Annotated in this window: 20 protein-coding genes and 2 pseudogenes; 9 read left to right on the forward strand and 13 right to left on the reverse strand. The window is 66.3% G+C overall.

Annotated elements, in window-relative coordinates; genetic code table 11:
* Positions 1-84: 84 nt before the first annotated feature.
* On the reverse strand, positions 85-987 hold the full coding sequence (locus MKD50_RS01645; RefSeq protein WP_115701967.1) for a LysR family transcriptional regulator: 903 nt from the start codon (positions 985-987) through the stop codon (positions 85-87).
* Between the two features lie 124 nt (positions 988-1,111).
* Between MKD50_RS01645 and MKD50_RS01650 the strand changes: the two genes are divergently transcribed.
* On the forward strand, positions 1,112-2,074 hold the full coding sequence (locus tag MKD50_RS01650; protein ID WP_252666474.1) for a Bug family tripartite tricarboxylate transporter substrate binding protein: 963 nt from the start codon (positions 1,112-1,114) through the stop codon (positions 2,072-2,074).
* Between the two features lie 39 nt (positions 2,075-2,113).
* A complete protein-coding gene (locus MKD50_RS01655) occupies positions 2,114-2,938 on the forward strand; it encodes a substrate-binding domain-containing protein (protein WP_252666180.1) in 825 nt (274 codons plus the stop codon).
* Between the two features lie 16 nt (positions 2,939-2,954).
* On the opposite strand, the pseudogene MKD50_RS01660 reads toward MKD50_RS01655, so the two are convergent.
* A pseudogene (locus MKD50_RS01660) lies at positions 2,955-3,050 on the reverse strand (transporter substrate-binding domain-containing protein); the annotation flags it as partial.
* 4 nt (positions 3,051-3,054) lie between these two features.
* Here MKD50_RS01660 and MKD50_RS01665 point away from each other — a divergent pair.
* Positions 3,055-3,264, forward strand: coding sequence for a type 2 periplasmic-binding domain-containing protein (locus MKD50_RS01665; protein ID WP_371925261.1), 210 nt, complete (start codon positions 3,055-3,057; stop codon positions 3,262-3,264).
* A 49-nt stretch (positions 3,265-3,313) separates the two neighbouring features.
* On the opposite strand, the gene MKD50_RS01670 is transcribed toward MKD50_RS01665, so the two are convergent.
* The 9 genes and pseudogenes from MKD50_RS01670 to MKD50_RS01710 form a co-directional block, all read right to left on the reverse strand.
* The gene (locus MKD50_RS01670; protein WP_252666181.1) at positions 3,314-4,381 is read right to left on the reverse strand and encodes a porin; all 1,068 of its coding nucleotides are present in this window, start codon (positions 4,379-4,381) and stop codon (positions 3,314-3,316) included.
* Positions 4,382-4,442: 61 nt separating this feature from the next.
* Positions 4,443-5,705, reverse strand: a pseudogene (locus tag MKD50_RS01675) (malic enzyme-like NAD(P)-binding protein); the annotation flags it as partial.
* 85 nt (positions 5,706-5,790) lie between these two features.
* On the reverse strand, positions 5,791-6,468 hold the full coding sequence (locus tag MKD50_RS01680; RefSeq protein ID WP_252666182.1) for an orotate phosphoribosyltransferase: 678 nt from the start codon (positions 6,466-6,468) through the stop codon (positions 5,791-5,793).
* Between the two features lie 14 nt (positions 6,469-6,482).
* Positions 6,483-7,904: an aspartate ammonia-lyase gene (gene aspA / locus MKD50_RS01685; RefSeq protein WP_256503128.1), complete on the reverse strand. Its 1,422-nt coding sequence runs from the start codon at positions 7,902-7,904 to the stop codon at positions 6,483-6,485.
* Between the two features lie 31 nt (positions 7,905-7,935).
* Positions 7,936-8,979: a dihydroorotase gene (pyrC, locus tag MKD50_RS01690; protein WP_252666183.1), complete on the reverse strand. Its 1,044-nt coding sequence runs from the start codon at positions 8,977-8,979 to the stop codon at positions 7,936-7,938.
* Positions 8,976-10,247 (reverse strand): hydantoinase/carbamoylase family amidase, encoded by a 1,272-nt coding sequence (locus MKD50_RS01695; RefSeq protein ID WP_252666476.1) that lies wholly within the window; start codon positions 10,245-10,247, stop codon positions 8,976-8,978. The genes pyrC and MKD50_RS01695 overlap by 4 nt, the downstream gene beginning before the upstream one ends.
* A 16-nt stretch (positions 10,248-10,263) precedes the next feature.
* A complete protein-coding gene (locus MKD50_RS01700; RefSeq protein WP_252666185.1) occupies positions 10,264-11,214 on the reverse strand; it encodes a dihydroorotate dehydrogenase in 951 nt (316 codons plus the stop codon).
* Positions 11,207-12,055: a dihydroorotate dehydrogenase electron transfer subunit gene (locus tag MKD50_RS01705; RefSeq protein WP_252666186.1), complete on the reverse strand. Its 849-nt coding sequence runs from the start codon at positions 12,053-12,055 to the stop codon at positions 11,207-11,209. Before MKD50_RS01705 ends, MKD50_RS01700 begins: the two co-directional genes overlap by 8 nt.
* 71 nt (positions 12,056-12,126) lie before the next feature.
* Positions 12,127-13,365 carry an MFS transporter gene (locus MKD50_RS01710; RefSeq protein ID WP_240071106.1) on the reverse strand — a complete coding sequence of 413 codons (1,239 nt, stop codon included), beginning with the start codon at positions 13,363-13,365 and terminating at the stop codon, positions 12,127-12,129.
* Between the two features lie 89 nt (positions 13,366-13,454).
* Between MKD50_RS01710 and MKD50_RS01715 the strand changes: the two genes are divergently transcribed.
* Together MKD50_RS01715 and MKD50_RS01720 are read left to right on the forward strand one after the other, a co-directional pair.
* Positions 13,455-14,489, forward strand: a complete 1,035-nt coding sequence (locus tag MKD50_RS01715; protein ID WP_371925262.1) for a helix-turn-helix domain-containing protein — start codon at positions 13,455-13,457, stop codon at positions 14,487-14,489.
* A 32-nt stretch (positions 14,490-14,521) separates the two neighbouring features.
* Positions 14,522-14,848, forward strand: coding sequence for a hypothetical protein (locus tag MKD50_RS01720; protein ID WP_115683540.1), 327 nt, complete (start codon positions 14,522-14,524; stop codon positions 14,846-14,848).
* Positions 14,849-14,958: 110 nt separating this feature from the next.
* On the opposite strand, the gene MKD50_RS01725 is transcribed toward MKD50_RS01720, so the two are convergent.
* Positions 14,959-15,672 (reverse strand): GntR family transcriptional regulator, encoded by a 714-nt coding sequence (locus MKD50_RS01725; protein ID WP_115701954.1) that lies wholly within the window; start codon positions 15,670-15,672, stop codon positions 14,959-14,961.
* Between the two features lie 190 nt (positions 15,673-15,862).
* Here MKD50_RS01725 and MKD50_RS01730 point away from each other — a divergent pair, with 190 nt between their 5' ends.
* The 4 genes from MKD50_RS01730 to MKD50_RS01745 all read left to right on the forward strand — a co-directional run bounded on the left by MKD50_RS01730 (position 15,863) and on the right by MKD50_RS01745 (position 20,328).
* Positions 15,863-16,534 (forward strand): alpha/beta fold hydrolase, encoded by a 672-nt coding sequence (locus MKD50_RS01730; RefSeq protein WP_256503259.1) that lies wholly within the window; start codon positions 15,863-15,865, stop codon positions 16,532-16,534.
* A gap of 35 nt (positions 16,535-16,569) precedes the next feature.
* Complete coding sequence (locus MKD50_RS01735) at positions 16,570-17,844, forward strand: iron-containing alcohol dehydrogenase (RefSeq protein ID WP_252666187.1); 1,275 nt, start codon at positions 16,570-16,572, stop codon at positions 17,842-17,844.
* 158 nt (positions 17,845-18,002) lie between these two features.
* Complete coding sequence (locus MKD50_RS01740; RefSeq protein ID WP_115701951.1) at positions 18,003-19,382, forward strand: MFS transporter; 1,380 nt, start codon at positions 18,003-18,005, stop codon at positions 19,380-19,382.
* Positions 19,383-19,521: 139 nt separating this feature from the next.
* Positions 19,522-20,328 (forward strand): sterol desaturase family protein, encoded by an 807-nt coding sequence (locus MKD50_RS01745; protein WP_240071103.1) that lies wholly within the window; start codon positions 19,522-19,524, stop codon positions 20,326-20,328.
* 32 nt (positions 20,329-20,360) lie between these two features.
* Here MKD50_RS01745 and MKD50_RS01750 read toward each other — a convergent pair whose 3' ends face one another.
* Entirely contained in the window at positions 20,361-22,217 is a 1,857-nt protein-coding gene (locus MKD50_RS01750) for an ABC transporter ATP-binding protein (RefSeq protein ID WP_252666188.1), read from the reverse strand.
* Between the last annotated feature and the right edge of the window lie 26 nt (positions 22,218-22,243).

A 22,243-nucleotide genomic window follows, 5' to 3' on the forward strand; every position in this document is an offset into this window, starting at 1 on the left:
GCGTGGTTTCCGGTGCAGCCGGCGAGATTGTAGAACATGGGTTCGGTCCGGCACCGGCGGGCACCTCGCCAACCGGCCCCTTCGTCATGCATCACCCGCCATCGACAACGAGATGGTCTCGTACAACGCTTGCGCGGCGGGCTGCAGTGGCCTGTCCCGGCGGCGTATCAGCGCCAGTACGCGGTCTACATCCGGCTCGACCAGCGGAATGGCGCAAAGCCGCGGATGATCCGGCGGCACCGTCATGCCAGGCAGCACGGCCATGCCAAGGCCGGCCTCGACCAGCGCCAGCACGCCCACGACGTGGTTGGCCTCGTAGTGAATGGTCGGTCGCTGTTCCAGGTGGGCGATGGCGTTTTCGATCAGGGCGCGATTGCCACTGTGCCGGGACACGCTGACCATCCGTTGTCCGGCCAGTTCCTGCCAGGCCACGCGTTCCCGGCCGGCCCATGCGTGGTCCCGGCGCATTGCTAGCCGGTAGCGTTCGGCGCGGATGGCGCGAAAGTCGATATTGGGCTCCTGCGCGCCCATGAAGTTAAGGCCGAAGTCCGATTCTCCGGACAGCACGCTGGCCAGTACGCTGCTGGCGCTTTCGTCGACCACGCGCACGCGCACGCCGGGATGCCGCCCGGCAAACGCGCGGATCGCATGGGGCAGGCAATGCAGGGCAGCGGACGGTATCGCTGCCACGGTCACCAGGCCGCGTTGCAGCGCTGCTTCGTCGCCGAGCCGGAACACAGCGTGGTCCAGGATATCGAGCGCGGCGCGGGCCTCTTCCAGGAACTGGCGGCCGACATGGGTCACCTCGACGCGACGCGTGGTCCGGTCCAGCAGGCGCGAACCCAGCGTTGTTTCCAGCTTTTCGATGCGCCGGCTCAGTGCCGGTTGCGAAATATGCAGCGCCTCGGCCGCCATGCGGAAGCTGCCCTTTTCAGCGGTTGCGACAAAGGCCTGCAAATCTTCAAGGGCGAAATTGATGCGCGGCATGCATGAAATCATCAGACCATTGCAATTCACAGAATAGTCGCGCGTGACTACCCTTGCAATGCCTGATCGGGACGTCGTGTCGTGCCGAAAAGCGCAGACACAATACGCATCCCGGAGACCTGCCTTGAAACCCGCCGTCCGCCATCTCGCGCTCGCCCTGACGCTGAGCGCATGCACCCTTTCCGCCTGGGCTGATGCCTGGCCCGCAAAGCCTGTGAAGTTCGTGGTGCCGTTCGGTCCCGGCGGCGCCAACGATCTGGTGGCCCGCGCCGTGGCCGAAGCGGCGTCGAAGCAGCTTGGCCAGACCATCGTTGTCGAGAACAAGCCCGGCGCCGGCTCGGTGCTGGGTGCCGACTACGTAGCCAAGTCCGCCCCGGACGGCTACACCTTCCTGGCACCCGCCGCCGGCGTGATTACCAACGCCATGATCAAGTCCCACCTCCCGTACAAGGAGCAGGATCTGGTGCCCGTGGCCATGCTGGCCGTCAGCCCGTCCGTCATCGTGGTGTCCGCCGACTCGCCGATCAAGGACCTCAAGAGCCTGGTGGCCAGCAGCAAAAGCGCCAAGAGCCTGAATTTCGCCACGGCGGGAACCGGCAGCACGCCGCACTTCGTCGCGGAAATGCTGAAGCTGGCCACGGGCGCAAGACTCGAGATCATCCCTTACAAGAGCGGCTCGGAAGGCATGGTCGCCGTGGTGGGCAAGCAGGTGGACGCGACCTCCGAAGCCAGCGTCGTGGTGCTGCCGCAGGTCAAGGGCGGCAAGCTGCGAGCGATCGCGTCGACGTGGAATACGCGCATTGCCGCCATGCCGGACGTGCCCACCACCGCGGAACTCGGCTATCCCGGCGTCTTCATCGGTCACTGGTCCGGCGTCTTCGCGCCGCGCGGTACCCCCGACGCGATCCTGGACAAGATGAACAAGGCCATCGATGCCGCCATCAAGTCGCCTGAACTGCGGGCCAGGCTGATTCCGCAAGGCATCCAGCCGATGGGCGGGACCCGGGCCGACTTCACCAAGTTCCTTGCCGGTGAGAAAGCGCGGCTTGGCCCGATTGCGCGCGCCGCCAACATGAAAGAAGACTGACGCGCGGCAGCGCCGCAATACAGAACCAGAGGAGACCACATGAAACTGAACATCCCTGCCGGCAGGCACGCGTTGCTGGTATTCGTGCTATGGCTGGCCGCGCCGGCCTGGGCCGACGAGATCCGCGTGATCACCTCGGGCGGTTTTACCGCGGCCTACCAGCAACTGGTGCCGCTGTACGAGGCCGCCACGCAGGACCGTGTCATCACCGCTTATGGCGCGTCGATGGGCAATGCGCCCGACTCCATCCCCAGCAGGCTGGCGCGCGGCGAAAGCTTCGATGTCGTGATCCTGGCGGACTCGGGCCTGGACAAGCTGGTCGAGCAAGGCAAGGTCGCCGCCGGCAGCCGGGTCGACCTGGCGCGCTCGCTGATCGGCATGTCGGTGCGCAAGGGCACGCCCAAGCCGGATATCAGCACGGCCGAGGCGCTGAAGCAGACCCTGCTCAACGCGAAGTCCATCGCCTATTCCGCCAGTGCCAGCGGGACTTACCTCTCCACCGAGCTGTTCGCCCGGCTTGGCGTCGCGGAGCAGATCCAGGACAAGGCGCGCAAGATCTACAGCGAGCGGGTCGGCGCCGTGGTGGCGCGGGGCGATGCCGAGATCGGCTTCCAGCAGGTCAGCGAGCTGCTGCCTTTCAAGGAACTGGACTACGTGGGGCCGCTGCCCACCGAGCTGCAGCAGAGGGTATTCTTTTCCGCGGGAACGGTCGCGGGCCGGCAAAGCGCGGCAGCGTCCCGCTTCATCCGATTCCTGGCCTCGCCCGCGGCGGCATCCATTGTCAGCAACACCGGGCTGGAGCCCGTGGCCACGCCGCTGCCGCCCCCGGCGCCCCCGGAGCTGGGGCAGGGGCAGAAGCGTTGAGGAAGGTTGGCTTCATCTTGAAGCGTGCTTGCAGTTCGGGCAGCAGAGGCTGCGGCGGCGTGATGCCAGGCCGCTTTTCCGTGGCGATCAGCCAGCCCGTGCGGTGCCATTCAGGCATGCTGGTACCGGCCGGCACGCCGCCGCAGATCGTGCAGAAGCTTCATTCGGTCACGCAAGGGCTGCTCGCAGACAGCAAGGCCAAGACAGCGCTGGGCCAGCAAGGCGATGTCGTGATGATCGATCCGGCCACTTTCGCCAAGCGCGTGGCAAGGGAGGAGGGTAACTGGACGGCGGTGATCCAGCACGAAGCCATCACGCTCGATTGAGCCGGCAGACGGTGCGGCGGGAGTGGCGGATTCCGCGGCGGGAATGACCCTAGAACCGATGCCGCATGCCGGCCCCTATCGTCTCGGCATGCGGCCGCCCTGTTACGCGGTCGTAGAAATACGCGGCATACAGATCGGTCCGCTTTGACAAGTTGTAGTCATAGGCAATGCCGGCCGTATGCCGGCCCATTCCCGCCACATCGTTGCGTGTGTTGCCATAGGCGTAGGAGGCCAGCACACTGCCCGCCCCGACAGGAATCGACGCGCCGACCTGTCCGTTCGCATGCCGGATATCGCCCTGCGCGCCGTTGATGGCGGTGCGGATGTACTGTGCCTGCCCGAACAGCTTCGCGACACCGAAGTCATAGGTGACGCCAAGCTGCGCCGAAGTCTGCTTGTCGAAGCCCGCGAGGGCTGCGGGTGCCGTCACATCGCCAGGGACGCTGTTGAATCGTACCTGCTGCAAGGCAGCCGTCGCGGCGAAGGCGCCGTTGAACCAGGTCACGTTGCCGCCCCATTTGTTCTGGCCGTTGCTGCCCGGCTGCTCGCCGAACGCATAGATCAGGTTCACGGTCAGGCCGCCAGCGGTTGGCGAGGAGTACACGACCGAGTTCGACCACCCGGAGTCGCCGATGATGCCGGGATCGAACACGCGTCCATCGGTTGCCGTCTTGTAGGTGTGGAAAATCGACGGGCCGAAATTGTAGGAATCGACCAGCGGATTGAACAGGATCGTCGACAGGAAATACGGCGTGGTATTGCGCCCGAGCCGTACCGTGCCATACCTCGAAGATTGCAGCCCGACATAGGCGCTGCGGGTCAGGAAGCCGTCGGTATCGGAGCGGCCGAAGCGGCCCGTGTCGACGCGGTAGAACCCATTCAGGTCGAATATCGCCTTGAGCCCGTTACCGAGATCTTCGGCGCCGCGCATGCCCCAGTAGGAAGTCTGCATGCCGCCCGCGCCGACGATGGCCGTGCGCTCGCCGCCCCAGGCGCGGGTGCTGCCGACGAAGGCGTCGACTTGGCCATACAGGGTGACGCTGGATTGCGCCAGGGCCGGCGGTGCAAGGCTTGCGGCCAGCGCCGCCGCTGCCAGGGCCCGGTGTTTCAGATGCATGGTCTCCTCCGTATTGTTTTCAGTTGGTGTGGCGTGGAAAAACTTGCCGGCGGCGCGCCGCCAGGTGCGCGCGATAGGCCGCCATGTCCTGGATCGGACGTCGCGCCACGCCGGCGTCGGCGGCCGCCTGGGCCACGGCCGGTGCCAGGCGCGTGATCAGGCGCGGATCGAACGGCGTAGGGATCAGGTAGTCGGGGCCGAAGACCAGGGACTTGCCGGGGTAGGCGGCGGCGACTTCGGGCCCGGGCGCCTCTTCGGCCAGCGCGGCCAGCGCGTGTACGCAAGCCAGCTTCATCGATTCGGTGATCGTGGTCGCACCCACGTCGAGCGCGCCCCGGAAGATGAACGGGAAGCACAGCACGTTGTTGACCTGGTTGGGGTAGTCGGAGCGGCCGGTCGCGATCAGGCAGTCCGGCCGCGCCTGGCGCGCCGCTTCCGGGCGGATTTCAGGCTCGGGGTTGGCCAGGGCCAGGATCAGCGGCCGCTCGCGCATGCCGCGCAGCATGGCAGGCTTGAGCACCCCCGCACTGGAGCAGCCCAGGAACACGTCGGCGTCTTCCAGCGCCTCGCCGAGGCTTCGCGCTGCATAGACGGCGGGTTCCTGCGCGAAGCGGCGCTTGCTGGGATCTAGCGCTGGCCGGTCCGTCAGGATGACGCCGCGCGAATCCAGCACGGCGATGTGCCCGCGCGGCAGTCCAAGGCTGACCAGCAGGTCCAGGCACGCCAGCGCGGCGGCGCCGGCTCCGGAGCACACCAGCCTGACGCGGTCGATCGACTTGCCGGCCACCTTGAGGCCGTTCAGGATCGCCGCGGCGGCGATGATCGCGGTGCCATGCTGGTCGTCGTGGAACACCGGGATCTGCATCCGCTGGCGCAGCGCCTGTTCGACGTGGAAGCACTCCGGGGCCTTGATGTCTTCGAGGTTGATGCCGCCGAAGGTCGGCTCCAGCATCGCGATGGCTTCGACCAGCTTGCCAGGGTCCGTCTCCGCCAGCTCCAGGTCGAACACATCGATATCCCCGAACAGCTTGAACAGGCAGGCCTTGCCTTCCATGACGGGCTTGGCGGCGAGCGGCCCGAGGTTGCCCAGTCCCAGCACCGCCGTGCCGTTGGTGATCACGCCGACAAGGTTGTTGCGGGCGGTGTAGTGCCGGGCGTCGAGGGGCTCGGCGTGGATGGCCTCGCAGGCGGCGGCCACGCCTGGCGAGTAGGCCAGCGCCAGGTCGTGCTGGTTGCCGAGGGGTTTGGTCGGCGTGACCGAGATCTTGCCGGGGGTCGGGGTGCAGTGGTAGGCAAGGGCGCTTTGCTTGAAGGCGTCGTCCATGGTGGGTTTGGGGAAATTTTGGGCAAAAGGGGGCCACCGCCCGTGATGACGGGCGAGCGGCCGGCACACAATCCGTTGTTGAGGGCTACGCGGCGATGCCGCCGTGCCTGCCGGACCAGCCCGGCGGATCGGCCAGGAAGGCCTGCAAGTCGGCCAGGTCGGTCTCGGCGGCGGCCCCGGTCCCCCTCAGCGCGTCGAGGACCTCGCGCCATGTCGCCAGCGCATGGACGGCCGGCTGCCAGCGCGACAGTGCCGCTTGCGTCGGGAAGGTGCCGTAGTCGAACAGGACCAGCAGGTCGCGCACGACGGCGCCGGCCTCAGACAGTGCGGCGCAGAAGACGGCCTTGGACCGTCCCGCTGCCATCATGTCGTCGACCAGCAGCACGCGGTCGCCCGTGCGGATCTCGCCGACGATCTGCGCGCTGGGCCCGATGCCGCGCGCTTCCTTGCGCACGTAGACCATCGGCACCTCGAGCAGCTCGGCCACCCACGCCGCGTACGCGATGCCGCCGGATTCCGCGCCGGCGACCACGTCGATGCCGTCCAGGCGGCCGCGCTCGCGCAGCAGCTGCACGCCGCGCTGTACCAGCGCGCGCCGCAGTGCCGGGTATGAGATCAGCCGGCGGCAATCGATATAGACCGGGCTGGCCCAGCCCGAGGGCAGGCGAAAAGGTTCGTCGCCGCGAAAGCGGACGCAGCCGGCCTCGACCAGCGCGCGGCCGACGGACCCCTGCAGCGCAAGCGCGCACCGATGGTGGGGCATGAGGACGCTCTCGTTCATGGCTTGCCGCCGAGCTTGTCGGCACGCGGCCGGATCAGGGTTTCAGGGCGCAATGCCTCGTCGAGCGCCTCGGCAGTCATCAGGCCGCGTGCCAGCACCACTTCGCGGATGGTGGTGCCCCTGGCATGGGCCTCGGCGGCGACCGAGGTCGCGTTCTTGTAGCCGATCACGGGATTGAGCGCCGTGACCAGCGCGATCGAGCGCTCGATGGTCTCGCGCAGGCGTTCGGGGTTGGCGGTAATGCCGTCGACGCACTTGTGCGCCAGGGTCAGGCAGCCGTTGGTCAGGTGGCGGAAACTGCGTAGCAGGCTGGCGGCGATCACCGGCTCGAAGGCGTTGAGCTGCAACTGGCCGGCCTCCGCGGCAAAGGTGATGGTGGTGTCGTTGCCGAACACTTCGAAGGCGATCTGGTTGACCACCTCCGGAATGACGGGGTTGACCTTGCCCGGCATGATCGACGAGCCCGCCTGCATCGGCGGGAGGTTGATCTCGCCAAAGCCGGCGCGCGGCCCGCTGGACAGCAGCCGCAGGTCGTTGCAGGTCTTGGACAGCTTGACGGCGATACGCTTTAGCACGCCGGAGATCTGCACGAAGGCGCCGCAATCCTGCGTGGCTTCCACCAGGTTGGGCGCGAGGCACAGGTCGATGCCGGTGATGCGGCGCAGCGCGGCCAAGGCCTTCGGCGCGTAGTCGGGGTGCGCGGTGATGCCGGTGCCGATCGCGGTGGCGCCCAGGTTGATCTCGCGGATCAGCAAGGCGGTTTCGCGCAGGCGCGCCATGTCTTCTTCGAGCATGACCGCGTAGGTCGAAAACTCCTGCCCCAGCGTCATCGGCACCGCATCCTGCAACTGGGTGCGGCCGAGCTTGAGCAGGCCGGAGAACTCGGTGGACTTGCGTTCGAACGCCGCGCGCAGGACTTCCATCGCTTCGAGCAGGTGCTCGATGGCAAAGTATGTGGCAATGCGCAGTGCGGTCGGATAGACGTCATTGGTGCTTTGCGCCATGTTGACGTGCTCGTTGGGATGCAGGAAGCGGTATTCGCCCTTGCCGTGCCCCATGTGCTCGAGCGCGCGATTGCAGATGACCTCGTTGGCATTCATGTTCGTCGACGTGCCGGCTCCGCCCTGGATCGTGTCGACAATGAACTGGTCGTGCAGCATGCCCTCGCGCACGTCATGGCAGGCGGCGAGGATGGCGTCGCGCAGGTTCGCGGGCAACAGGCCAAGCTCGGCGTTGGCCTCGGCCGCAGCCTGTTTGACCGATGCCAGTGCAATGATCAGCTCGGGCCACGAGGAGATGGGCGTGCCGCTGATCTGGAAGTTCTCCCAGGCCCGCAGGGTGTGGACGCCGTAGTAGGCGTCGGCCGGCACCTGGCGTTCGCCAAGCAGGTCGGCTTCGGTGCGATAGGTATTGGTCATGATGATGCGATCCGATTAGGGTTGGCGTTCGCTAGGCCAGCGTCCATGGCAGCGTCTCGCCGGCGAGGAACTGACGGATGCGCCGGCCGTCCGGCAGTTCGACCTGCTCCGGCACGTGCATGGGGCTGCGATGAAAAGTGATGGTCTCCTGGTTGGGCGGCATGCCGTAGAAGCGCGCGCCGTTGTCGCTGGCGAAGGCTTCGAAGCGATCCAGGGCATGCTCCTCCTCGAACACGGTCAGGTAGGCCTGCAAGGCGACCGGCGCGCTGAAGATCCCCGCGCAACCGCATGCGGATTGCTTGGCTGCGGTATCGTGCGGCGCCGAGTCGGTGCCGAGAAAGAATGCCGGCGAGCCCGAGGTCGCGGCACGGCGCAGCGCCAGCCGGTGCCGCTCGCGCTTCAATACCGGCAGGCAGTAGTAGTGCGGCCGGATGCCGCCCGCGAACATGGCGTTGCGGTTGAACATCAGGTGCTGCGGCGTGATGGTGGCGGCCAGCCTGCCGCTGGCGTCGCGCAGGACCAAGTCGGCCGCCTCGGCGGTGGTAATGTGTTCCAGCACCACCTTCAGGCGCGGATAGCGGGCCAGCAGGGGCCGCAACGTGGCCTGCAGGAATGCTGCTTCGCGATCGAAGACATCGACCGCCGGATCGGTGCTTTCGCCATGGACCAGCAGCGGCATGCCGATGTCCTGCATGACGGCCAGCACGCCGGCAATGCGGTCGATCGAGGTCACGCCATACTCGGAATGGGTGGTGGCGCCAGCCGGATACAGCTTTGCGGCGGCAAAGGCACCGGCGTCGAACCCGGCGCGGATCTCCGCCGCAGCGGTGGTGTCGCACAGGTAGCAGGTCATCAGCGGCGTGAAGGCGGACCCCGGCGGCAATGCGCCAAGGATACGTTCACGATAGGCGATGGCCGCCTCCGCGGTGGTAACCGGCGGTTTCAGGTTGGGCATCACCACGGCGCGGCCGAACTGGCTGGCGGACGCCGGCAGCACTGCGCGCAGCAGGTCGCCGTCGCGCAGGTGCAGATGCCAGTCGTCCGGCCGGCGGATGGTCAGGGACTGCACGGTCATGGCTGCCTCCCGGCGCGGAGGCCGTCGAGTGCCCGATACATGACTTGCGTGCCGAGCATGAAATCGTCCAGGTCCATCGCTTCGTCCGGGTTGTGCGAGCCGTGCTCATTGCGCACAAAGAGCATGGCGGTGGGGATGCCGGCATTGGCAAACAGCGCGGCGTCGTGTCCGGCGCCGCTCGGCACCATTTCGAGCGGAAGTCCGGCGCCGGCGCACGCGTCGCGCAGCAGGCCAGACAGCGCCGGGTCCATCGTCGCCGGGGCCGATTCGATACGGCGGTCGAACTCGAAATGCACGCCGCGGTCGCGGCTGATGGCCTTGCACTCCGTGCGCAGCAACTGGTAGAAGCCTTCCAGCGTGTCCACGCTCTTGCTGCGAACCTCGAAGCTGAACTCGACCTTGCCCGGAATCCGGGAAATGGAATGCTCCGCGGGGTCGGTGGACACCACACCCGTGGTCACCACCAGGTCCATGCCGCGCTCGAGCAGCACCTTCCAGTGTTCGTCGAGCCGCGTGATCAGCTCGGCCACCGCGAACATCGCATCCTTGCGCAGCCAGCGCGGCACCGCGCCGGAATGGCCGGGTTCGCCAAGGCAGGTAATGCGGTTGTGCCGGATGTTCCCGCGAATACCGGGCACCACCGCCAGCGGCAGCTTGCGGGCCACCATCACCGGGCCCTGTTCAATATGCAGTTCCAGGTATGCCGCGGCTGCAGCACGGTCAAACAAGGGCTGTTGTGCCGCGATGGCCTCGACGTCGGCACCGACCGCGGCCATGCAATCGGCAAGTGTCTTGCCCGAACTGCGGTGCTTCAGTGCCAGGTCGTCCGGGCCAAGCTTGCCCAGCGCGGCGCCCGATCCCATATAGGCCTTGCCGAACCACGCGCTTTCCTCGCCCCGGAAGGCGATCACGCGCAACGGCGCGGCGCCGGACCCACCCTGCGCCTTGCGAGCGATCAGGCACAGCAGGCCAGCGACGATTCCCGCCAGGCCGTCGAAGTTGCCGCCTTGTGGGACAGAATCGACATGCGAGCCGACCCACGCGGCCGGTGCACGAGGGTCTTCATCGGGCAGGGCGAACACGAGGTTGGCCGCGCGATCGCTCCGTACGTCCAGCCCGTGCTGCCCGGCAAAGCGACGAAGGTAGTCGGCCGCGGCCGATTCGCCGGCGCCATAGCTGTCGCGGGTAATGCCGACGCCGTCGAACGTCAGCGCCCCGATGTCGGCGAACAATTGTTCCGCCAGCGGCTTGAGTTCCAGGATATCCATGGACATGTCCGGTTGCTCAACCCGACTGCTGCGCGAAGCGCAGCCAGCGGTCGCTGAGTTGGCGGTCCAGTATCACCTGCCCCGTCAGGTCGCGGATCGAGGTGATGCCGGCTTGCTCGCAGTACGCATCCAGCCCGTCGATGATCTTCCGCATGATGCCGGGGTCCCGGAACGAGGCCGTGCCGACCTGGATTGCCGACGCCCCCGCCAGCATGAACTCGATCGCGTCCTCGGCGCTCTGGATGCCGCCGCAGCCGATGATGGGGATGCGCACGGCGCGATAGCACTGGTGCACCAGCCGCAGGGCAATCGGCTTGATCGCCGGCCCGGACAGGCCGCCCATGACATTGCCAAGCCTGGGCTTGCGCGTGCGGATATCGATCGCCATGCCGAGCACGGTGTTGCCCATCACGATCGCATCGGCACCGGCTTCCTCGGCCGCGCGCGCGACCGCGGCGATATTGCCCGCGTTAGGCGTCAGCTTGACCCAGAACGGGTGCCGGGTGCGGCGGCGAATCGCGGAGACTGCCTTGTAGGTGCTCTCGGGCAGCATGGCAAAGGCCATGCCGTCGGCTTCCAGGTTGGGGCATGAGATATTGGCCTCGATCACTGCGACTTCCGGCAACGACATCTCTTCGCAGGCGGCGCCGAACTCTTCGGCCGTATCGGCGGAAATCGATACGACGACGGGCGTGTCGTATTGCGTATAGGCGGGCAGGATTTCCTTGCGGTAGTAGTCGAGTCCCTTGCTGGGAATGCCGATCGAATTCAGCATTCCGCTGAAGGTTTCCGCCACGCGCGGGGTGGGGTTGCCCGCACGCGACCTGGGCGAGACGCTCTTGATGACCAGCGCGCCCAGCCGGTTGAGATCCATCGCCTCGCGGTACTCGATGGCGAAGCAGCCGGATGCGGGCATCACGGGGTTGCGCAACGTCAGGTCGCCAACCCGTACAGTCAGATTAGCCAAATTCCACCTCCCCCACCACTTCACGAATCTTGAAAACGGGACCTTCGCGGCAGACGCGCAGGAACTGCTTGTCGCCATCGCAATCGAACAGCCGCACGCACGACAGGCACACGCCCATGCCGCAGGCCATGCGCTGCTCCATCGCGACCTCGCCCTGGACGCTGGGGTGATCCTCCAGTACGCGCTGGAGCAGCATCAGCAGGCGGTGCGAGCCGCAGGTGTAGACCGCATCGGGCCGTTGCGTGTCGATCAGGCGGCGGGTCAGGGCCTCGACCGCCTCGACCGAGGAAGTGCCGTCGGCGTCGAACACAGCGTGAACCTCGGCGCTGGCACCGCGCAGGAACTCTTTTTCCATCAGGTCGGCCGAGGTGCGCGCCGACATGATCGCGGTGATGTCCGTGCCGGCGTCGGCAGCCTGGCGGATCAGCGGCGCCATCGTCGCCAGCCCGACGCCGCGCGCGACCACCAGAATGCGCCGGAACGAGGGCTCGAACGTAAACGTGTTGCCAAGCGGACCGACGATGTCCAGATGGCCGTCGACCGGGAGCGTGGCCATCGCGCGCGTGCCAACGCCGGTGACGTTGTATAGGAACTCGATGCGGCCGCTTTCCGGGCCGGCGCCATAGACGCTCATCGGCCGCAGCAGGAAGGGCTGGGCCTCGGCGGTAGCGGGACAGCTGAGCTGGTAGAACTGTCCCGGCCGGGTCATCGTCGCGATCGGGGCCTCCGATTCGAGCCGGATGTACTTGTAGCGCTGGTTGACCCAGTAATGTTCAACGATTCGACAGCGATAGGAGGCTACGGTAGCCGCGGAACCCGCGCTACACACGGTGGCACACATGTTGGTAACTCCTGAGGATGGCGCTGCGCCGGGCGGCGCAGCGGAGCAATGGCTGGTGAGTGGTTCCGGCGTTATTCCAGTTCCACGCCCTTCAGTTCGGGGATCAGGACGACGGTGGCGATCATGTCGATCACGTAGATGCTGGCGAGCAGTGCGATCGCCAGCTGGAACGAATACGCCGCGGCGATGGCGCCGACTACGATGGGCCCCAGCCCGCCGACGGCGCGCCCGATGTTGAACAGCACGTTCTGCGCGGTGGCCCGTGCCGCGGTCGGGTACGCTTCGGAAATCAGCGCGCCATAGCCGCCGATCATGCCGTTGACGAACATGCCCATGACGGCGCCGGCCCACAGCATGGTCATGGGATCGGACAGCCTGGCATAGGCCAGCACCATTGCCACCGCGCCGGCCTGGAAGATCAGGAAGGTCGGCTTGCGGCCGATGCGGTCGGCCAGGTGGCCAAAGACATAGACGCCGATCATCATGCCGACGATGGTCACCGAGGTCCACAAGGCCGACTTGGTCAGCGAAAAGCCCAGCGCCTTGGACAGGTAGGTGGGCAGCCAGATCATGATGCCGTAGTAGCCGAAGTTCTGGACCGAGCACAGGATCACGATGCCCAGGCTGGTGCGAGTGGTCTTGCCATCCGCGACCAGCAGCCTGAATGCATTGGGCTTTTTCTCCGTGCGTGCGCTGCGCACGAACACTTCGGGCTCGTGCAGCCGGTTGCGGATGAACCATGCCACCAGCGCCGGCAGCACGCCGATCACGAACATGCCGCGCCAACCCACCAGCGGCAGCAGCAACGGCGTCAGCAACGCCGCCATCAGCACACCCGATTGCCAGCCCAGCGCGACATAGGACGACACGCGCGCGCGCTTGCTGGCCGGCCACGCCTCTGCGGCCAGCGCCATGCCGATGCCGAACTCGCCGCCGAGCCCGATGCCGGCAATGGTCCGATAGACCAGCAGGTCCCAGAAGCCCTGGGCCAGGGCACACATGCCCGTGAATACCGCGAACAGGACGATGGTCCACGTCAGCACCCGGACACGGCCATAGCGGTCGCTCAATGCGCCGAAGATGATGCCGCCGGCCACCGCCCCGACCAGCGTCCACGTGACCAGCGCACCGGACTGGCCGGTAGTCAGCAGAAGCGAGGCGCTGATCGCCGGGAGCATGAAGCCCAAAATCAGAAGGTCGAACCCGTCCATGGCGTAGCCGATGGCGGAGCCGGCCAGGGCTTTCCACGCGTAGGGCGACGTCGTCGACTCCGTCGCGGCTACGGGTTGGGTGAGGGGCTGGCTTGTCATGCTGTCTCCATTTTTAGACTGAATAGGTCTTAAAAATCACTGCATCGCTTCCCTCGTGACCTATGGCGCAAAGGAACTGCGTGGCATCAATGAAAATCTATTTTTTTAGACTATGCGGCCTTCCGCGGCATGGCAAGCGTTATTCTGGTGTTTCCGGGTTTTTCCCTACACGCTATGGCGACGGGATGGGCGCCGCGCCGGCACCATGCTATAGTGACATCAATCTAATTATTGAGACAGACATGGAACGTCGCGCCACCGGTACCGGCGGGATCGACTTCGAGGCACTGGGCGCGCGCCTGCGTGCCTATCGGCTGGGCGCGCAACTGCGGGCCGAGCAGATTGCCGAGGTGCTGGGCATTTCCCGCGCAGCGGTCTATCGCATGGAGAAGGGCGAGATCGTCAAGATCGAGACGCTCGAGCGCCTGGCCGGCATCCTCGATACCTCGCTGGAATCGCTGCTCGGCGCGGGCACGGAATACTACCCGTCAGCCATCGCCTACATCGAACGCATGCGCCAGCTCGAGCAGGGCGCCACCCGGATCCTTGCGCACTTCGAGCCGATTTCGTTCCTGCTGACCTCGCCGGACTATGACCGCTTTCTGGAGCAGATGCTCAGGGAGAGCGGCGACAACGACGACGGCCGCATCCAGGCCATCATGGCCTTGCTGCGCGAGCGCAAGGAATCGTATGCATCGCACCCGGCGCCGATCATCAGCCTGATCGGATTGCGCGAGCTTGAACGATTCGTCCATTTCGGGCTGATCGGCCGGATGGACCTGCCTCCCGCGACCCGGATGGAGCGATCGCTGGCGGCGCGCGCGGAAGTGGAGCGCATCGCGGTGCTGTTGGAACAGCAGCATGCGGGGATGCAGATCGGCATTGTCAACGAGAGCATGCCTAACGCGACATTTCAGATCTTCGAGCGGCCAACCGGCTCGTATGTGGCCATCAGTCCGTTCCGTTTCGGCGAGTTTCCCAACATTTCGGCGGGCATCGCCTCGGTGACGGCCGCGCCGGAAGCGGTATCGCTTTACACAAACATGGTCGAGGCACTCTGGCAACGCGCCTACAAGGGCCCCGATGGTGCCGGACTGTTGCGGCGCATGCTGCAGCAGGTCTGAGCGGTTCGTTTTTTTCCCCTGAGAGACTATCCATGGACTTCAAGACGGTTACAGAGCAGTTTGCCAGCAGCGTGCCGGGGACGGACGCATTCCTCAAGGTCAAGGAGCAATCGCTGGCCCTGATGTCTGCCGATCCGGACCACGCCGCCGCGTACTTCCTGGTCTACGGGTTTGCGCGGTCGTATGTGATCCTGCATGACGACGAGGGGATTACCACCGATGTGGCCAATGCCGCCCAGGCGCAGTTGCTGGGCTATATGCGCTCGATCGAGCAGTCGCTTAGCGGCGGGGAACGGGAGCTGCTGGGCGCGATGAACCGGATCGTCCTCGACTATGATGGCCGGCGCCAGCTCTTTTGAGTTGGCCCGATGAGGCTTGTCAACGGTGAGGCCGGGAGTGCTGACTTGGCCAGCCGGTTCTTCGGTGCGGCTGCGGTGGTTGGGGCGGACATGAGTGCCCGCCCTGCGACCTATCGATAGTCCCCCAGCACCGTCGCCCGCGTGAACTCCTCGATATTGTCCAGCAGCGCGTCGAGCGCGGCGCCGGCGCCATCGACCTCGCCGCGCGCGATGGCCGAGGCCACGGCGGCGTGCAGCTTCGACATGGTGGGCAGGTCCGCGGCTTCCTTGTAGTGGAGATACCAGAACCGCCGCGACAGGCCATGCATCAGCCGCATGGCGCCCTCGGCAAATTCATTGCGCGCCGCCACCAGGCAAAGTTCGTTGAATTCACGATCGGCGCGGACGAAGGCGACATCGTCGCCGTTGCGTGAGGACTGTTCGAATTCCCTGGCCAGCCGCTTGAAATGATCGCGCTGCTGGGGCGTCGCACGCCGCGCGGCGCTGCGGCAGATCAGGCGTTCCACCTCGCGGCGGGTCTCGAGCAGGCGCAGCTGCCTGCCGACGTCGATCGGCGCGATCAGCAAGCCACGCTGCGGCAGCACCATGATCAGGTGCTCGCGCGCCAGCCGCTGGATCGCTTCGCGAATGGGCGTGCGCCCGATGCCGGTCATTTCGCTCAGCTGCAGCTCGGATACCGAGCTGCCCGGCGCCAGCTGCAGCGTCACGATCGCTTCCTCGATCTGCTCGTAAGCCAGGTCGGTCAGCTTGCCGCGCTGGCTGGTCGTCTCTTCCGGCTCTGGTGCAGCGGCGGCGCGCGGGCGGGTAGCGGTTTTTGCGTTCATGGCCAAGGGTTTGGGAGCTCGGAAGCCCATTGTATATGAGCCATACGCAGCTTCTGTACACAGCGCTCCGCAGGCTTGCGCATGCCCTGTTTTCTGCTACTATCCTACTAATATATTAGATGTGTGCGGAGGCGGCATGGTGGACGATGACGTACTGGTCGCCGGGCAGGGGCCTGTGACGGTGGTTGCCATGCATGGCATCCAGGGCACGCGCGACGCGTGGATGCCGTTGGCGCAACAGCTGGCCGAGCGCTGTACCTTCGTCCTGCCCAACCTGCCGGGGCGCGGCAAGGCGATGCCACCGGCCGATGCACAGGCTTGCTCGCTCGATGCCGGTGCCGAATTGCTGCGCCGCACGCTCTGCCAGTTCGTGCGCGGCCCCTTCGTGCTGGCTGGATGGAGCCTGGGCGTATCGGTGGCGCTGGCTTATCTTGCCGGTGCACGCAACAACCCGAAACAGCCGATGCCTGCAGAGCTTTTGCTGATTTCCGGCACACCGCGGCTGAACGCGGTGCAATGGTTCGATGCCGCGTCCAGCGAAGCATTGCTGAAAGCCATTGCCATGCGCGAACGGCGGCTGGGGCTGCGCGAGGCAGCGGACCATCGCACCGTGGCGTGGACCTGGCAGTCGATCCGCCACACCGACCAGCGTGCCGCGCTGGCACAGATACGTTGCCGGACGCTGGTTATCCATGGCAGCGCAGACGACGATTGTCCGCTCGCCCACGGCGAGATGCTGGCCAACGGCATTGCCGACGCCGAACTGCTCGTGCTCCAGGGCGCCGGCCATGGCGTGCTGACGCAACGCATGCGGGAGATCGCCCGCCATCTGCGTGCACGCTGGCCGGCGCAGCTGGCATAGCGCCCGACAAGTCGAAATCCCCCAAAGGAGACAGCATGAGAGTGGAAGACCTCGTATATTTCTGCGCGCCGGCGCGGCTGGTCATGGGCGCTGGATGCCGTACGCAGCTGCCTGCGCTGTTGCGCCGGCTCGGCTATCGCCGTGGCCTGCTGGTGACGGACACGTTCTTCACCGGTGGCACACCGTGGGTGGATGAACTCGTCGCCGGCGCCCGCGCGCACGGCGTCGAGCTGCTGATCTATGACGGCGGCATGCCCGATCCCACCACCACGCTGTGCGATGCGGCCACGGCGGCCGTGCGGGAGCGGCTCGGCGGCGCACCGCTCGACCATGTCATCGCACTCGGCGGCGGCAGCAATATCGACCTGGCCAAGGCGCTGTGCCTGACCCTGCCTGGCGGCAAGCCCGTGCGCGCGTTCCTTGGCAGCATCGATGCCGGCACACCCATCCTGCCGCTGGCCGCGATGCCCACCACGGCCGGCACGGGCTCGGAGGCAACGCCCGGAGCGATCCTGGTCGATCCGGACAACGCGACCAAGGTGGCGGTCATGGACAACCGGCTGCGCCCGGCCGTGGCGCTGGTCGACCCCGAATTCACCTACACCTGTCCGCCGCGGGTTACCGCGGATGCCGGCATCGACGCGCTGACCCATGCGATCGAGTCCTGCCTGACGCTCGATTCCGCCAGCTTTGACCGCGGCGGCGAAGCGGACCCCGGCTACAGCGGCCGCAATGCGCTGACGATGCTGTTCGCGCACGAATCGATCCGCCTGTGCGGCCGGTACCTGTTGCGCAGCTACCAGGACGGCACTGACCGCGAAGCGCGCATCGGCATGAGCTACGCCAGCGTCTATGCGGCGCTGTCATATGGCAGCGCGGGACTCAACGCCGTGCATGGCATTGCCTACGCGGTCGCGGGCCTGACGCACCTGTCGCATGGCACCACCAACGCGGTGATGCTGCCGTACGTGCTCGATGCGCTGGCCGACGTGCGCCGCGAGGAATTGCTGGCGATTGCCCGCCTGCTGCACGTCTCCGACCGCGATCCCGATATCGCGCTGGCACGCGTGCCCGGCGTGGTGCGCGAACTGGTGGCAGCCGTTGGCTTGCCGACAACGCTCCAGGCTTGCGGCATCGGCCAGGGCGACATCGATGCGCTGGTGCGCGATGCACTGGCTGTCACGCGCCTGGCCAAGGCCTTCCCCGTGCCGGACGTGCCCGCGCGCTATGCCGCCATCGTCCGCAATGCGTGGGCGGGCACGCTCTCGGCCGAAACGCACGCTCCGGCACAGCGGCGCCGCGTGGCGTAGTGCGCTGACAGGGAATTTATCCGGCGCTTTCCTCGCTCGTGCCGCCAGCGGCTGCCTGGCCCTGGCGGTAAACCATTACTTGAACATCAGAAATGTGCAACTAATATATTACGAAGCGCGCCACCACAGAGCGCGTCTCATTGACACAGGAGACAACCATGGACATGTCTGCAGGCGCCCTCAGGCTGGAGGCCGGTATCGCGGCGCGGCTGGAACGATTGCCGATGACCGGCTACCAACGCTCGCTGTTCGGCATCATCGCCACGGCGTGGTTTTTCGATTCGATGGATCTGGGCCTGATGACTTTCGTGCTGGGCTCGATCAAGGCGGAATTCGGCCTGAGCGCGGCGCAGGCCGGCCTGCTGGCCAGTTCCAGCTTTCTCGGCATGTTCCTGGGCGCGGCCATCGCCGGCCTGCTGGCTGATCGCTTCGGCCGCAAGCCGGTGTTCCAGGTCAGCATGATCTTCTGGGGCGTGGGCAGCCTGATGTGCGGGCTGGCCGACAGCGTGACCTCGCTGATGATCTATCGCGTGCTGCTCGGCTTCGGCATGGGCATGGAGTTTCCGATCGGCCTGTCGATGGTGTCGGAGATCGTGCCCGCGAAGAGCCGCGGCAAGTATGTCGCGATCCTGGAGGGCTTCTGGCCGATCGGCTTTATCGCGGCCGGCGCGCTGACCTACCTGCTGCTGCCGGTGATCGGCTGGCGCGGCATCTTTATCGCGCTGGCGGTGCCGGCGGTGTTCGTGTTTGTGGTGCGCCGCATGGTGCCGGAGTCGCCGCGCTGGCTGGAAGACGTGGGCCGCAAGTCGGAGGCCGATACGGTGATGGCCGGCATCGAGCGGCGCGTGGAACGCGCCTCGGGCCGTCCGCTGCCGGCGGTGTCCGCCACCTTCGGCGGCGCGCAGGCGCCGAGCCGCAAGGCGCGCTTCATGGAGCTGTGGAGCGGCCCCTACGCGCGCCGCACCATCATGTTGTGGTCGGTCTGGTTCTTTGCACTGCTGGGCTACTACGGACTGACCACGTGGCTCGGTGCGCTGCTGCAGCAAGCGGGCTATGCCGTGACCAAGTCCGTGCTCTACACGGTCTATATCTCGCTGGCCGGCATTCCCGGCTTCATCTTCTCGGCGTGGCTGCTGGAAAAGTGGGGCCGCAAGCCGACCTGCGCGCTCATGCTGATCGGCAGCGCCGTGGCCGCGTATGCCTATGGTCAGGCGGCCGTGCACCGGCTGCCGGTGGAGCAGTTGATCGCCGCGGGTCTGTGCATGCAGTTCTTCCTGTTCGGCATGTGGTCGGTGCTCTATGCCTATACGCCGGAACTGTACCCCACGCGCTCGCGCGCGACCGGCTCCGGCTTTGCCTCATCGGTCGGCCGCATCGGCTCGCTGGCAGGACCCTACCTGGTCGGCGTGCTGCTGCCGGTGGCGGGGCAGGGCGGTGTCTTCACGCTTGGCGCCCTGTCCTTTGCGGTGGCGGCTGCGGTGGTCCTGCTGCTGGGCGTCGAAACCCGCGGCAAGGCGCTGGAGGAAGTCTCGCATTAGCGGTTCGACGCGGGTTCCCCGCGCGGCGTCCCGCCGCGCCTGCATTGGCGCCCCTGGCCACCAGGGGCATTTTTTGGGTCGCCGGACTTTTATATCCAACTGATATGTTAGTGCGGCGCGGATTTACGGAGATGCAATCATGATGACGGAACGCCAACGCAAATTCAGGGAGCAATACAAGGCCGATATCAGCCCGCTCTACAACGGCCTGCTGCATATCGCTGTAATTTACGGCGTCGGCACCGGCGCGCTGTGGTGGGCCATCCAGCGGCTGCACCACGTAACCTGGGAGTGGGCGCTGATCCTGCCGGTATTCCTGGCCGGCAACTTCGTGGAATGGTTCATGCACAGCTATGTCATGCACCGCCGCATCAATGTCTTTGCGCTGCGCGCCATCTATGAGCGCCACACGCGCCAGCACCACCAGTACTTCACCGACCAGGAACCCACCATCGACACCACGCGCGAATTCCGCATCGTGTTCTTCCCGTGGCGCGTGCTGGCGACGCTCGGCGTGGGCGGCGGTGGCCTGGGCTACCTGGCATCGCTGATCTTCAATGCCAACGCCGGCTACTTTGTCTTCATCACCATGGTGGCGCAGTACCTGATCTACGAGACCTTCCATTATTGCTGCCATGTGCACGACAACTGGTTCGTGCGCAACATGCCCTTCATCAATACGATCCGGCGCCACCACACCGCCCATCACAACATGGGCATCATGATGAAGTACAACATGAACCTGACGTTCCCGATCGCTGACTACATCATGGGCACGTCCGACCTGCGCCGCGGCCTCCTCGGGCACCTGTTCAACGGCTACAGCGAAGCGCACGTCAAGGAAGAGCTGAAGCCGATCATCCGGAAATTCCGCACCGACCACTCGCGCGTGACGCTGGACGGGCCAGTGCTCGATGAAGACGAACGCCGGGCCATGGCCGCCTAGCCGCTCTGCGTGCCTGGCGACCGCCCGCCGCGCTACTCGACCGAGTCCGGCACCTCCTCCTGTTCCTCTCCGAGGAAGCCGCCGCTCTGGTGCCGCCACAGCCGCGCATAGGTGCCGTTCTTCGCCAGCAGTTCGGCATGCGTGCCCTGTTCGATGATGCGCCCCTGGTCCATTACGATCAGGCGGTCCATGGCGGCGATGGTGGAGAGGCGGTGGGCGATCGCGATCACGGTCTTGCCCTCCATCATCTCGTCGAGGCTTTCCTGGATGGCGGCCTCCACTTCCGAGTCCAGCGCGCTGGTGGCTTCGTCCAGCAGCAGGATGGGCGCGTTCTTGAGCATCACGCGCGCAATCGCGATGCGCTGGCGCTGGCCGCCCGAGAGCTTGACGCCGCGTTCGCCGACCAGCGTGTCGTAGCCGGTGTGCCCGTGCTGGTCGCTCAGCTGGCGGATAAAGTCGTCGGCCTGGGCATGCACGGCGGCGTGGCGGATCTCCTCGTCGGTGGCGTTGGGGCGGCCGTAGGCGATGTTGTCGCGGATCGAGCGATGCAGCAGCGAGGTGTCCTGCGTGACCATGCCGATGGCGCTGCGCAGGCTGTCCTGCGTCACCCGGGCGATGTCCTGCCCGTCGATGCGGATGCGGCCGCTGTCTACGTCGTAGAAGCGCAGCAGCAGGTTGATCAGCGTGGACTTGCCCGCGCCGGAGCGGCCCACCAGCCCGATCTTCTCGCCGGGACGCACGGTCAGGCTGAGGCCGTCGAGCACCTGCCGTTCGCCGTTGTAGTTGAAGCGGACCTGGTCGAATTCCACTTCGCCGCGCCGGATCTGCAGCGCCGGCGCGCCCGGCGCGTCCTGCACCTTGGCCACGTGCGTCAGCGTGGCAATGCCATCCTGCACCGTGCCGATATTCTCGAACAACGAGGCCATCTGCCACATGATCCAGTGCGACATGCCGTTGATGCGCAGCGCCATGGCCGTGACCGCGGCCACCGCGCCGGTGCCGATCTCGGCCCCGTGCCACAGCCACAGCGCATAGCCGCCCGCCGCCAGGATCAGCGCCACCACCAGGGCCTGGTTGACGATCTCGAACTGGCTGACGAGGCGCATCTGCCGGAACCCGGTTTCCTTGAAATCCTCCATCGCCGCGCGCGCGAAGTGCGCCTCGCGCCGGGTGTGCGAGAACAGCTTGACGGTGGTGATATTGGTGTAGGCGTCGGTCACGCGTCCGGTCATCGACGAGCGCGCATGGGCCTGCTCCTGCCCGACCTTGCCCAGCCGCGGCACGAAATACAGCATGGCCAGGCCGAACAGCGCGATCCAGCCGATGAAGGGCAGCATCAGCCGGAAATCGAAGCCACCAGCCAGCGCGATGATGGTGATGAAGTACACGCCGATGGCGAGCACGATCTCGATGAAGGTGAACAGCACCTCGCGCACCGCCAGCGCGGTCTGCATGACCTTGGTGGTGACGCGCCCGGCGAATTCATCGGAGAAAAACGACAGGCTCTGCCTGAGCATCAGCCGATGGAAATCCCAGCGCAGCCGCAGCGGCAGGTTGATCGCCAGCACCTGGTGCTGCACCATGGTGCGCAGCGCCACCAGGCCGATGCTGGTCACCAGCACGATGCCGATCCCCCACAGCACCCGCTGCTCCTGTGCCGAGGCTTCGCGGTTACCCTGCCACGCCGCCAGCAGATCCACCACTTGCCCGAGGAAGGAGAACAGCCACGCTTCGTAGATCGACACGCCGGCGCTCAGCAGCGCCAGCGCGACGAAGTAGCGGCGGGTACCGCGGGTGCAGGCCCACAGGAAGGCCGCCAGGCCCTTGGGCGGCGGCGGTGCCTCGTCGGGCGGGAAGGGATCAAGCAGACGTTCGAACGCGCGCAGCACGGGGTCCTCCGAAACGGCAGAAGGCC

This window comes from Cupriavidus mimosae (genome assembly GCF_023952485.1).
GTDB classification, from domain to species: domain Bacteria; phylum Pseudomonadota; class Gammaproteobacteria; order Burkholderiales; family Burkholderiaceae; genus Cupriavidus; species Cupriavidus taiwanensis_C.